The organism is Nocardioides pakistanensis (assembly GCF_054781215.1).
On record NZ_BAAGUV010000025.1, the window covers coordinates 154992 to 167648 of the forward strand.

Sequence of the window (12657 nt, forward strand, 5' to 3'; positions counted from 1 at the left end):
TCGAGCAGATAAGAGGTCAACCGGTGCCAACGGGCAAGGTCAAGTGGTACGACGCCGAGAAGGGCTTCGGCTTCCTGTCCAAGGACGAGGGCGGGGACGTCTACGTCCGGGCCGGCGCCCTGCCCGCCGGCGTGGCCACGCTCAAGGCGGGGCAGCGGGTGGAGTTCGGGATCGTGCAGGGCCGCAAGGGCGACCAGGCCCTGCAGGTCCGGTTGCTCGAGCCGGCGCAGTCGGTGGCCAAGGCGATGCGCAAGAAGCCGGCCGAGATGGTCAACATCATCGAGGACCTCTACCGGCTGCTGGAGAACGTCGAGAAGGGGTACCGCGCGGGGCGCCACCCCGACCCGAAGACCGTCAAGCCGACCGCGATGCTGCTGCGCGCGCTCGCCGACGAGCTGGAGCTCTGACTCAGCCCCGACGTAGCGTGTGGAGCACCAGCCCGCTCCACGCGACGAGGATCCCGGCGGCGACGCCGAGGCCGAGCTGGGGGTTCAGCGGCAGCGCGATGCCGATGAACCCGCCGACCACCCAGGCCAGCTGCAGCAGGGTCTCCGCCCGCGCGAAGGCGCTGGTCCGGCTGCGCTCGGCGACCCCGCGCTGGATCAGGGCGTCGAGCGAGAGCTTGCCCAGGGACTGGGCCATGCCCGCGGTGAGTCCCAGCAGCACCGCCGTGGGCAACCCGTAGAAGAACGCCACCACCACCGCCATCGCGGTGTCGGCCAGCAGCGTGGCGATCACGGTGATCTCCGGCTTCACCGAGCGCAGCAGCGACCCGAGCGCCACCCCGATCGTGCTGCCGGCCCCGGCCGCGCCGACCACCAGGCCGAGCAGCAGCTCGGGGCGGTCCTCCCAGCCCGGGAACGGCCGGTCCCGGAGCAGGAAGGCCATGTACATGGTCAAGAACCCCGAGAGCAGGCGCAGCCCGGCGTTGCTGCGCAGACCCACCACGACCTGGTGCGGGATGCGAGGGCGGACCCTCGGCCCGCCCTCGGAGCGGCCCGCGACCGTCGCGAGGCCGACCTGCTCCTCGCCGACGGAGGAGTCGACCCGCGACGGGAGCAGGATGGCGAGGATGGTGGCGCCCACGAAGACCAGGAACGCGTAGCGCAACGACCACTGCGCGCCGAACGTGGAGGCAAGCACCGCGATCGGTGCGGAGACCGCGGCCCCGGCCACGCCGGCCAGGGAGATCCGTGAGTTGGCCTTCACCAGGGTGAGCCGGTCCGGCAGCATTCGGGGTACGGCGGAGGCACGCGTCACGCCGTACGCCTTGGACGCGACCAGCACGCCCAACGCGGCCGGGAACAGCGCGACCGAGCCCGTGAGCACCGCGTCGGCCAGCACCCAGCTGAGGAACGCGCGCAGGGCCATCGTCCCGCCGATCGCCCAGCGTCTGCCCTGGCGGAACCGGTCGAGGAACGGGCCGACCAGCGGAGCCACGATCGCGAACGGCAGCATCGTCATCGCCAGGAACTGCGCCACCTGCAGCCGCGCCTCGCCGGTGGGCACCTGGAAGAACAGCGTGCCCGCCAGCGAGATCGCGACCGCCGCGTCGCCGGCGGCGTTGAACGCATGCAGCTCGATCAGCCGGTAGAGACCGGTATCGCCGGCACCCTCGGCGCGGGTGGCCCGGCGCGCCTGCCGGTAGGTGTAGCCGGCAGCCCGGGCGGTGGCGCTGCCGGCGCGGCGGGCGGCCGTGGTGACGGCGTGGGTACGCCGGTGGGGCCGGCTCGCATCCTCCTCCGCCATGGGGCCCATCCTGCCCGCAACCACTCCCGAATGTGGCACCCGGGGAGACACGGACTCCGATGATGGGAGACAATCTCCCGGTGATGACAGCCGCTCGGACCTTCAAGCCCGACACCGTCGGCGTGCAGGCGGTCGACGTCGCCAGGGAGGCGTTGCTGCAGCTCGTCGACCCCACGGACGTCGGGGAGCACCTCGGCTACGCCAGCGAGGACGAGCGGGTCACCACCCACTACTTCGACTGCGTCCGCACGGGCTACCGCGGGTGGCGCTGGTCGGTGACGGTCGCACGCGCCGCCCGGCAGAAGCACGTCACCGTCGACGAGATCGTGCTGTTGCCCGGCGACGACGCGCTGGTTGCACCCCCGTGGGTGCCGTGGCGCGAGCGGATCCAGCCCGGCGACCTCGGCCCCGGCGACCTGCTCCCGACGGAGGAGGACGACCCGCGGCTGGTGCCGGGCTACCTCGCCGACGACGAGGTGATCGACGCCGACACCGTCCGTGAGGTCAGCGACGAGGTCGGCCTGGGCCGGCCCCGTGTGCTCTCCCTCGAGGGCCGTGACCTCGCGGCTCAGCGGTGGTACGACGGCAGCCACGGACCCGAGGCACCGATCGCGCAGTCGGCCCCGGCCAAGTGCAGCAGCTGTGGTTTCCTCGTGCGGCTCGCCGGTCCGCTGTCCCAGGTGTTCGGTGTGTGCGCCAACGCCTACGCCAACGACGACGGACGCGTGGTTTCCTTCGACCACGGCTGCGGCGCGCACAGCGAGGCGCGGCTGCACAAGCGGAACCTGCCCGCCCCGCTGCCGGAACCGGTGCTCGACACCCTCACCTGGGACGACCTCGAGCAGTTCTAGACGTCGCGGTTGCGGCCGCGGCTATGCCGTCGCGCCGCGGGCCTCGAGCGTGCGGCGCCGGCGACGCCGGCAGTAGTCCCAGCCGATGATGCCGAGGCCGAACCCGGCCACACAGGTCCACAGCCACCAGCCCCGGCCGCTCTCCTCCAAGCGTCCGTAGAACGGCAGCAGCAGCACGAACGCCAGCGCCCACAGCGCGGTGCCGACCGCGACCGTGCGCACGCCGTCGACGTCGAGCGGCTCCACGTCGGCGATGATGAAGGTGCGCCGACCGATCTCGTGCACCTGGACGTTCTCGACCGCCTCGCCCCCGGTGTCCTGCCCTCTCGGCTCCTCCTCCACGCGTTCCAACCTAGTCCACGCCCGGGCGCGGTGATCACGCAGCGCTGCGGCTCTGGCAAGATTTGCCGGCGGGTGAGCCCCGTACGGGGACTCCCTGTGCCGACCGGCGACCGGACTTCGACGAGGGACAGACGTGGACAAGCCCCAGACCACCGAGCGTGGCTCGACCCCAGCATCGCCCGTGGACCGCTACTTCAAGATCAGTGAGCGCGGCTCGACGCTCGGTCGCGAAGTGCGAGGTGGGCTGGTCACCTTCTTCACGATGGCCTACATCATCGTGCTGAACCCGCTCATCCTCGGCTTCGCCCAGGACGGTGACGGCAACTACCTCGCCGGCGGTGCGGAGCCCAACCTCGCCGCCATCGCTGCGGCGACCGCCCTGGTGGCGGGGGTGCTGACCATCCTGATGGGTGTGGTCGCGAACTTCCCGCTGGCGCTGGCGACCGGGCTGGGGCTCAACGCCTTCGTCGCGTTCACAGTGGCGTCCGGCATGTCGTGGGCGGACGCGATGGGGCTGGTGGTCCTCGAGGGCCTGATCATCCTGGTGCTGGTGCTGACCAACTTCCGCACCGCCGTCTTCCACGCCGTGCCCGCGCAGCTCAAGGTCGCGATCAGCGTGGGCATCGGCCTGTTCATCGCGCTGATCGGCCTGGTCGACGCCGGGTGGGTGCGGCGCCTGCCGGACGCCGCGAACACCACCGTGCCGGTCGGCTTCGGCATCAACGGCTCGCTGCAGGGCTGGCCGGTGCTGGTCTTCGCCGTCGGCCTGGTGCTGGTGATCGGGCTGTACGTGCGGCAGGTCAAGGGCGCGATCCTGATCTCGATCCTGGTCACCACGGTGCTCGCGGTGATCGTGGAGACCGTGGTCGAGGTCGGCCCCACGGTGACCGACGACGGCGTGAACCCGAAGGGCTGGAACCTCAACGTCCCGGCGATCCCCAGCGACGTGGTGGCCACCCCGGACTTCTCGCTGCTGGGCCAGGTGTCGCTGTTCGGCTCCTTCGAGCGGGTCGGGTTCGTGACCGCCGTACTGTTCATCTTCACCCTGCTGCTCGCCGACTTCTTCGACACGATGGGCACGATGACCGCGATCGGCGCGGAGGCCGGCCTCAACGACGAGGAGGGCGCGCCGCCGAACGCCAAGAAGATCCTGGTCGTCGACTCCCTCGCCGCCGCGGCCGGTGGCGCCGCGGGCGTCTCCAGCAACACCTCCTACATCGAGTCCGCATCCGGTGTCGGCGAGGGCGCGCGCACCGGCCTCGCGAGCGTGGTCACCGGGGTGCTGTTCCTGCTCGCCACCGTGCTCGCTCCCCTGGTGCAGATCGTCCCCAACGAGGCGGCGGTCCCGGCGCTCGTGCTGGTCGGCTTCCTGATGATGCAGCAGGTGAAGAACATCGACTGGGACGACGTCGAGATCGCGATCCCGGCGTTCCTCACGATCGTGTTGATGCCGTTCACCTACTCGATCTCGGTCGGGATCGGTGCGGGCTTCCTCTCCTACGTCCTGGTCAAGGTCGTCCGCGGCAAGGTCGGCCAGGTGCACCCGCTGATGTGGGTGGTCTCGGCCCTGTTCGTCGTGTACTTCGCGATCGAGCCGATCCGCAACCTGCTGGGGGCGTAAGTCCCGTGACGGGTCCCTCGCTCCGGTGCCAGAGTGGGGGACATGAGCACTGCGATCTCGGCCTCGGGGCTGGTCAAGACGTTCGGCAGGACCGTCGCCCTCGACGGTCTCGACCTGGAGGTGCGCACCGGGGAGGTGCACGGCTTCCTCGGCCCGAACGGGTCGGGCAAGTCCACCACGATCCGGATCCTGCTGGGGCTGCTCCGCGCCGACAGCGGCTCGGCGACGGTGCTCGGCGCCGACCCCTGGCGTGACGCGGCGGAGCTGCACAAGCGGCTGGCCTACGTGCCCGGCGAGGTGGCCCTGTGGCCGAACCTCACCGGCGGCGAGGTGATCGACCTGCTCGCCCGGCTCCGCGGCGGCCTGGACAAGAAGCGGCGAGCCGAGCTGCTCGAGCGGTTCGACCTCGACCCGACGAAGAAGACCCGCAGCTACTCCAAGGGCAACCGGCAGAAGGTCGCGCTGGTGGCCGCGCTCGCCTCCGACGTCGAGCTGTTCCTGCTCGACGAGCCGACCTCCGGCCTCGACCCGATCATGGAGGCCGCCTTCCAGGCCTCGGTCGGTGAGCTGCGCGCCCAAGGGCGCACCGTGCTGCTGTCGAGCCACATCCTCGCCGAGGCCGAGGCGCTGTCGGACCGGGTCAGCATCATCCGCGCCGGCCGGGTCGTCCAGAGCGGCACGCTCAAGGAGCTGCGCCACCTGACCCGCACCTCGGTGACGGTCTCCACCGAACGATCCCCGGACCGCATCCAGGAGGTGCCCGGCGTCGCGCACGTGATGCACGAGGACGGGCACGTCTCCTTCGACGTCGACACCGACCACCTCGACGACGCGATGGACTACCTGGCCCCGCTGAAGATCACCTCCCTGGTCAGCCACCCGCCGACGCTGGAGGAGCTGTTCCTGCGCGAGTTCGGCGAGCAGGTCCCCGCGGAGGAGGCCGAGCGGTGAAGGCGCTGACCGGCGTCGGCCCGTTGCTGCGGTTCGTGCTCCGGCGCGACCGGATCTACCTGCCCGTGTGGATCCTGGCGCTGACCGCGACCGTGTACGCCTCGATCGCTGCGGTACGCCGCACCTACGACACCCCCGCCGAGATCCTGTCCTACGCGAAGAACGTCGGCGGCTCGCCCGCGTCGGTCGCCATGGCGGGCCCCCCGGTGGCGCTGGAGCAGGTCGGCGGGATCCTGATCTACGAGACCAGCCTCACCGCCCTGATCGGGGTGGCGCTGATGGCGGTGTTCACGGTGATGCGGCACACCCGCCGCGAGGAGGACGCCGGACGGGTCGAGCTGCTCGGCTCCACGGTCGTCTCCCGGCACGCCGTCGTGACCGCCGCCGCCATCGTCTCCGGCCTCGCCTCGGTGCTCGTCGGCGCCGGCGTCGCGGCGTCCTTCGTCGCCGAGCAGCAGCCGCTGCGCGAGTCGGTGCTCTACGGCGCCTCGATCGCCGCGATGGGCGTGGTGTTCACGGCCGTCGCGGCTGTGGCTGCGCAGCTGATGAGCCACGGTCGTGGAGCGGTCGGGTTGTCGCTGGCCGTGCTGGCCCTCGCCTACGGCCTGCGCGCCGTCGGCGACATCCAGGAGAACTTCCTCAGCTGGCTCTCGCCGATGGGCTGGTCGCAGCAGGTCCGGGTGTACGACGACAACCGGTGGTGGCCGTTGGCCCTGTCGGTGCTGCTGAGCGTCGTACTCATGGGGGCCGCGGTGGCGCTCGAGAGCCGTCGCGACCTCGGGTCCGGTGTCTTCCCTGCCCGACCCGGGCCGGCCGAGGCAAGGCCGAGGCTGGGCACCGTGGTGGGACTCTCCTGGCGGCTGCAGCGGGGCTCGATCCTCGGCTGGTCGGTAGGCCTGTTCGCGATCGGGCTGCTCTACGGGTCCTTCAGCCGGTCGATCGAGAACATGATCGAGGACAACCCCGAGCTGGAGCAGTACTTCGCCCAGACGGGCGCCTCCAGCATCGTCGAGGCATTCTTCGCCACGGCGATGCTGCTGATGGCGATCGCGGCCTCCGGGTTCGCGGTGTCCTCGGCCCTGCGCACGCGCGCCGAGGAGTCCGCCGACCGGCTCGAGTCGGTGCTCGCCACGGCGGTGTCGCGCCCGCGCTGGCTCCTCGGCAGCCTGCTGGTGACGCTGCTCGGCACCGCGGTCGTGGTCGGCGTCAGCGGGCTGGGAATCGGCATCTCCTACGCGGCGACGGCCGGTGAGAGCGCCGACGTCCTCCGGATGACCGGGTACGCGCTGGCCTACCTCCCCGCCCCACTCCTCCTCGCGGCCCTTGCGGTGCTGCTGGTCGGCTGGCTGCCCAGGGCCTCTGGCGCGGCGTGGGCTGCGCTCGCCCTGGTGTTCGTGATCGGCTGGCTCGGGGACCTGCTCGAGCTGCCGACATGGGTCGACGACATCTCGCCGTTCAGCCACCTGCCCGCCGCGCCGGCCGAGGAGCTGCAGCTGCTGCCGGCCGCGGTGCTGTCGGCGCTGGTGCTCGGCACGGTGCTGCTGGGCGGTGTCGGGTTCCGCCGTCGGGACATCGGCTGACTGTTCGACCGATGATCTGGTAAGGCACCCCTCTTAGTCACAAGTGACGAGGCATCCGAGGTCGTCAGGCACTGTCCGGACATATGCGGCGGGACGAGACTCGTAGCGACGAGTGGACATCCGGGGGGCCTTGGATGGGCTCAAGTCGCGACAACGGCGCACGGATCGGGCTCTGGGGGGACACCGCATCGGCGGCAGCGGGGGCTGGCGGCGATCACGACTATCTCCGGCATTCGCCATCGAACAGTGTCGACCGGCCGAGGGGGGCAGGTCGGGGCGGGATGGAGAAGTCATGAACCTCAGATCGCGCGGCGGTGGGGCGCTCGCAGCCGCCCTGGCAGTGGCGCTGCTGGTGCCGCAGGCGGCACTGGCTGCCGAGGACGGCGAAGGTCACTACGGCGGCGGTAACGGCAGTGGCCAGGGCGGCGGTGGCCAGGGCGGCGGTGGCGCCGGCGAGGACGGGGGCAAGGACGGCTCGACCGGGTCGATCTACTCCGACCTCGTGATCGCCCTGCGCGACGCCAAGGGCGTGCCGGTCCTGAAGGAGTACGACGTACCGGCGACCGAGGAGGAAGAGGCCACCACGGAGTACTGCGTGCAGCCGGTCTCCTATGAGCCGGTGCCCGGTCTCACGGCCGAGAAGAACCCGGTCGACCAGCGGGACGTCTACGTGATCCCGCTGCAGGGGGAGTGGTGGACGGCTCCGCCGGCCGGTGGGCTGCCCGTCGAGGAGATCGAGACGTGCGACCCGCAGCCGCAGTACGCGATGTTCGTGCACGAGGCCGAGCTCGAGCGGCTGAACATGGCGCGGACCGCCGACGACGTGATCGCGCGCAAGCAGGCCGATGTCGAGGAGAAGCTGCGGCTGGGTTCTGACGTGGCGCTCGAGGCGGCCGGCCGGATCGCCATCGACGGCGAGATGCTCGACGCCTCGCCCGAGTACGCCGGGATCTACCAGTCCCTGATGTACTCCGGCACGATCCCGGGCCTGCAGTTCCACGTGGACACTGCCAACCCGGACGCACCCAAGGCGGCTCCACCGGCCGAGATCGGACCGGACGCCACCACGCACGGCTTCCGCAACAGCCGCTTCGACGCGTGGGAGCTCGCCGCAACGGCGATCGGCGTCGCGGCCAGCAAGACCATGCCGATCTCGCTGGACGCGGTCATCTACTACAACCAGGTGATCGGTTTCCCGCCCGAGGAGACCACCGCAGCGGCGGCGGAGGGCACCGGTGGGACGGGTGGCAGCCCGAGCACCGAGGAGCCGAGGCAGATAGACGAGGACTGGCTCCCCATGATCAAGTTCGTCGAGGACACCACGGGCAAGCGGTACGTCGACTACACCGGTTTCAGCTACAACCGCGCCGACACGTTCCCCGGCAGCATGACGATCCTCAACGTCGACAAGATGAGGTGGGAGGTCAAGCCCTACATCGGCACGGTTCCGTTCCTGGACCTCTCCGGTGACAAGAACCCGGACACCGAGACGCTGACCGGCGTGGTGGCGTTCGCCCAGCTCGCCGACGACGTGCGCTCGCTGATCAACTACTACCACGTGATCGAGGGCATCCCCGGGATCTACATGGACCCGGTGGGCATCGACACGACCGCCGCCCAGCTGAAGCGGATCACCGATCCGGCCGTTGACCTCGGCACGCTGCCGAGCGCGGTCTTCCCGACCGAGCCGTTCCAGGTGACGGCGTCGCTGTTCAACCCGTGGGGTGGCAGCGTCATCGAGCAGACGAACCTCAAGGTCACGGTGGATGCAGGCGAGGCAGTGCTCGACGTCGGCGACGTGACAGCCGTCTCTCGCCCCACGGACGCGGACCCGAACAGCTGGGACCTGCCGTTCGAGGCGGTCAGTGGAGACCTGGTCGGGTACTGGGGACCGGCGGGTGGCTTCCAGGTCAAGCCCGGCGACAAGTACGTCACCACGTTCGACGCCAAGCTCGCCGCCGACGCTCCCGTCGGTGACTACAGCGTGACGCTGGAGCTGGTGGGCGACCCCACCGAGGCGACTCCCGAGGCGGGCATCAAGACGCTGGCGGCCGACACCGACACGCTCAACGTCATGGCGAACGCGCCGACGGTGCTCTGGGGCGCGACGATCCCGAAGCTGCTGACCCAGGCTGCTCAGCTGCAGCTTCCGGTACGCGTCTACGAGCCCACTCCGGCGCCTGCTCCGGAGCCCGAGGCAACCACGACGGAGGACCGCGTGCTCCAGCTGACGATCACCGGGCCTGACGACGACGGAGTTGCCACGACCCCCGAGCAGCTGAAGGCCACCGACGTGCGCATCTACGGCGAGCAGGTCAAGGTCACCCAGACCACCGACTCCGCTGCCGAGGCCGACGTGGCCGCTGCCGCGGAGGCACAACCCGTCACCGACATGGCGCGGATGACCCTGGCACCCACGTCGGACACGACCGACAACAAGCTGGTCGGGACCTGGACCGTGCCGTGGAAGGTGGGGTACAGCGACATCCTCTGGTACGTCTCGGTGATCGACGGCGCACCGGTGGGGACCTACCAGTTCGACCTCGAGCTGCTCGGCGTCCAGAGCGTCAAGCCCGCGACCCAGGTCACCACCGTGCTGGCTCCTGCCGAGCACGGCCAGAAGCCTCCCGGCACCGGTGAGGACGACGGCGGCGACGGCGGCGGACCCGTCACGCCTCCCGGCACCGGCTCCGGTGGCGGCGGCGAAGGTGACGACGGCGACGACGGCGATGGCGACGGCGATGGTGGCGGCGGGCCCGTGACGCCTCCTCCGGGTGGCTCGGACGGCCCCGACAAGGGTGTCCACCGCGCCGGCGGCACCGACAAGATCGCGACCGGCGTGCTGCTCTCGCAGGAGCGGTTCGACGACGGCGAGGCGGACGCGGCGGTCATCGCCCGCTCGGACGACTACGCCGACGCGCTCGCAGCCATCCCGCTGGTCGATGCGGAGAACGCCACGCTCCTGCTGGCCGGAAGCTCGCTCGACAAGCGAGTGCTCGACGAGGTGAAGCGGGCGGTCGCGGCGAACGGCACCGTCTACATCGTCGGCGGTGACAAGGCGGTCTCGCCCAAGGTCGAAGCCGCCTTGAAGGCGACCGGCCGCAAGGTGGTCCGGCTCGCAGGCACGACCCGGTACGCCACCGCGGTGAAGGTCGCCGGCGCCCTGGGCACGCCGAAGGCGATCCTGCTGGCCACCGGCCGCGACTTCGCGGACGCGCTGGCAGGCGGCACGGCGGCGGCGCACCTCGACGGTGTGCTGCTGCTCACCGACGGCAAGGTGATGCCGAAGGCCACAGCGGGGTACCTGGCTCAGCACAGGACCAAGGCCGCCTACGCCCTGGGTGGGCCTGCCGCGGCCGCGGCTCCGAAGGCGACGAGGGTCGTCGGCACCGACCGTTACGACACGGCCGTTCGGGTCGCGAAGCGCTTCCTCAAGAACCCGGCGGGTGCGTCGGTGGCGGCGGGGACCCGGTTCGAGGACGCGCTGAGCGGTGGCGCGGATGCCGCGGCGCAGGGCTGGCCGTTGCTGCTCACCATGCCGGACCGGCTGCACGCGGCAACCGCGAAGTACGTGACCGAGACCAGGTCGGTCGCGGCGGTGGACGTGTACGGCGGGCCGAAGGCGATCCACGAGCAGGTCGCGACTGCTCTCGGGGGCTGCCTGAAGAGGTGATCTGAGCCATCCCGGCCCGGGGCCGAGACCGTGCGACGTGCGCGGCCTCGGCTCCGGCGCGTTCCAGGAAATCGGAATACTTAGCAAGGCTAATGAGTTAGGCTAAGCATCATGTCGCCGACGATCGAACAGCTTGCCCGCACCGACGCAGGGCTCGCCGCAGCGCTGCGGGTCTCCGTGGCGCGGCTCACCCGACGGCTGCGCAGCGAGCGCGACCCGGAGAACGAGCTGAGCATCGGCCAGCTCTCGGTGCTCGGCGCGCTGTTCCGGGGTGGGGCCTGCTCGATCGGCGAGCTGGCCGCCCAGGAGCGGGTGCAGCCGCCGTCGATGACGCGCACCGTGAACTGCCTGGAGGACGCCGGTTACGTCCTGCGGCGGCCGCACGAGACCGACGGCCGCCAGGTGGTCATCGAGCTGGCCGACAAGGGACGAGCCACCCTCGACGCCGACCGCCGTCGCCGTGACGCGTGGCTCAACCAGCGGCTGCGCGAGCTCACCCCCGAAGAACGTTCCGTGCTGCGCAAGGCAGCCCCGATCCTCGAAAGGCTGGCGCATTCTTGAGCCCCACCTTCCGCGCGTTGTCGAACCCCAACTACCGGCTCTACGCGGCCGGTGGTGTGGTGTCGAACGTCGGCACCTGGATGCAGCGGGTGGCTCAGGACTGGCTCGTCCTCCAGCTGACCAACAACTCAGGCACGGCGCTCGGCATCACCACGGGTCTGCAGTTCCTGCCGATCCTGCTGCTCTCGCCGTACGCCGGTCTGGTCGCCGACCGGTTCCCCAAGCGTCGCCTGCTCCAGGTCACGCAGGCGATGATGGCCGCGCCCGCGCTGCTGCTCGGAGTCCTCGCGGTCACCGGCGTCGTCCAGACCTGGCACGTCTACCTGTTGGCGTTCCTGTTCGGCATCGGCACCGCGTTCGACGCCCCGGCCCGCCAGTCGTTCGTCAGCGAGATGGTCAGCAAGGAGGACCTGACCAACGCGGTCGGTCTGAACTCCGCCTCGTTCAACTTCGCCCGGATCATCGGGCCGGCGCTGGCCGGCTTCATGATCGCCTGGCTCGGCGGCGGCGCCGAGGCGACCGGGTGGGTGATCGCGATCAACGCGCTGTCGTACGGCGCCGTGGTGGTAGCCCTGCAGCGGATGCGGGTCGAGGACCTCGACACGCCTGAGCTCCAGGGACGTGAGAAGGGGATGATCCGCGACGGCATGCGCTACATCCGCAGCCGCCCGGACATCATGATGATCCTCGCGATCGTGTTCTTCGCCGGCACCTTCGGCCTGAACTTCCAGATGACCTCCGCGCTGATGGCCACCGAGGTCTACGGCAAGGGGGCGTCGGAGTACGGCATCCTCGGCACCACGATGGCGGTGGGCTCGCTGACGGGGGCGCTCCTGGCCGCTCGGCGCGGTGTGGTGCGCCACCGCCTGGTGATCCTGTCCGCCCTGGCGTTCGGCATCGCCGAGGTGATCTCCGGCCTGATGCCGTCCTACCTCACGTTCGCGCTGTGGACCCCGGTCATCGGGATCACCGCGCTGACCATGATCACCGCCGCGAACACCACGATCCAGATGACCGTGACCCCGGAGCTGCGCGGCCGGGTGATGGCGCTCTACATGATGATCTTCATGGGCGGCACCCCGCTCGGCTCGCCGATCGTCGGCTGGGTGGGCGAGGTGTTCGGGGCCAGGTGGACCCTGATCGGCGGCGGCGCGGTCACCGTGCTCGGCACGCTGTTCGCGGTCGCGGTGTTCAGCCGCAGCCAGGGCCTGCTCGACCCGGAGATCAACGACTACCGGCTTCCGCGGCTGCGCGCGCGCAGCGGTCGATAAACTCGGGCCCCATGAACCCCCGCTACCGCCGCATGGTGATCCCCGGTGCCCTGGTGGC

10 protein-coding genes are annotated in these 12657 nt (G+C 70.7%); 8 read left to right on the top strand and 2 right to left on the bottom strand.

Features of this window, described 5'->3' with window-relative positions:
• Positions 1-23: 23 nt before the first annotated feature.
• A complete protein-coding gene (locus ACYVIH_RS12005) occupies positions 24-407 on the top strand; it encodes a cold-shock protein (protein WP_460869630.1) in 384 nt (127 codons plus the stop codon).
• Between the two features lies 1 nt (position 408).
• Here ACYVIH_RS12005 and ACYVIH_RS12010 read toward each other — a convergent pair whose 3' ends face one another.
• On the bottom strand, positions 409-1749 hold the full coding sequence (locus tag ACYVIH_RS12010; protein ID WP_460869632.1) for an MFS transporter: 1341 nt from the start codon (positions 1747-1749) through the stop codon (positions 409-411).
• Between the two features lie 83 nt (positions 1750-1832).
• On the opposite strand from ACYVIH_RS12010, the gene ACYVIH_RS12015 reads away from it, so the two are divergent.
• On the top strand, positions 1833-2600 hold the full coding sequence (locus tag ACYVIH_RS12015; RefSeq protein WP_460869634.1) for a DUF3027 domain-containing protein: 768 nt from the start codon (positions 1833-1835) through the stop codon (positions 2598-2600).
• 21 nt (positions 2601-2621) lie between these two features.
• On the opposite strand, the gene ACYVIH_RS12020 is transcribed toward ACYVIH_RS12015, so the two are convergent.
• Positions 2622-2942, bottom strand: coding sequence for a DUF2530 domain-containing protein (locus ACYVIH_RS12020; protein ID WP_460869636.1), 321 nt, complete (start codon positions 2940-2942; stop codon positions 2622-2624).
• 133 nt (positions 2943-3075) lie between these two features.
• Here ACYVIH_RS12020 and ACYVIH_RS12025 point away from each other — a divergent pair, with 133 nt between their 5' ends.
• The 6 genes from ACYVIH_RS12025 to ACYVIH_RS12050 all read left to right on the top strand — a co-directional run bounded on the left by ACYVIH_RS12025 (position 3076) and on the right by ACYVIH_RS12050 (position 12599).
• Positions 3076-4563 (top strand): NCS2 family permease, encoded by a 1488-nt coding sequence (locus ACYVIH_RS12025; protein WP_460869638.1) that lies wholly within the window; start codon positions 3076-3078, stop codon positions 4561-4563.
• 42 nt (positions 4564-4605) lie between these two features.
• Positions 4606-5514: an ABC transporter ATP-binding protein gene (locus tag ACYVIH_RS12030; RefSeq protein WP_460869640.1), complete on the top strand. Its 909-nt coding sequence runs from the start codon at positions 4606-4608 to the stop codon at positions 5512-5514.
• Positions 5511-7094: an ABC transporter permease gene (locus tag ACYVIH_RS12035; RefSeq protein WP_460869642.1), complete on the top strand. Its 1584-nt coding sequence runs from the start codon at positions 5511-5513 to the stop codon at positions 7092-7094. The genes ACYVIH_RS12030 and ACYVIH_RS12035 overlap by 4 nt, the downstream gene beginning before the upstream one ends.
• 292 nt (positions 7095-7386) lie before the next feature.
• Positions 7387-10767, top strand: coding sequence for a cell wall-binding repeat-containing protein (locus tag ACYVIH_RS12040; protein ID WP_460869644.1), 3381 nt, complete (start codon positions 7387-7389; stop codon positions 10765-10767).
• A 111-nt stretch (positions 10768-10878) separates the two neighbouring features.
• Positions 10879-11328 (top strand): MarR family winged helix-turn-helix transcriptional regulator, encoded by a 450-nt coding sequence (locus tag ACYVIH_RS12045; RefSeq protein WP_460869646.1) that lies wholly within the window; start codon positions 10879-10881, stop codon positions 11326-11328.
• Positions 11325-12599, top strand: coding sequence for an MFS transporter (locus ACYVIH_RS12050; RefSeq protein WP_460869648.1), 1275 nt, complete (start codon positions 11325-11327; stop codon positions 12597-12599). The genes ACYVIH_RS12045 and ACYVIH_RS12050 overlap by 4 nt, the downstream gene beginning before the upstream one ends.
• Positions 12600-12657 lie beyond the last annotated feature (58 nt).

Excerpts from the sequence above, each read along its gene's own strand:
- ACYVIH_RS12010 (WP_460869632.1), bottom strand. The coding sequence starts at position 1,749 with ATGGCGGAGGAGGATGCGAGCCGGCCCCACCGGCGTACCCACGCCGTC.
- ACYVIH_RS12015 (WP_460869634.1), top strand. The coding sequence starts at position 1,833 with ATGACAGCCGCTCGGACCTTCAAGCCCGACACCGTCGGCGTGCAGGCG.
- ACYVIH_RS12030 (WP_460869640.1), top strand. The coding sequence starts at position 4,606 with ATGAGCACTGCGATCTCGGCCTCGGGGCTGGTCAAGACGTTCGGCAGG.
- ACYVIH_RS12040 (WP_460869644.1), top strand. The coding sequence starts at position 7,387 with ATGAACCTCAGATCGCGCGGCGGTGGGGCGCTCGCAGCCGCCCTGGCA.
- ACYVIH_RS12045 (WP_460869646.1), top strand. The coding sequence starts at position 10,879 with ATGTCGCCGACGATCGAACAGCTTGCCCGCACCGACGCAGGGCTCGCC.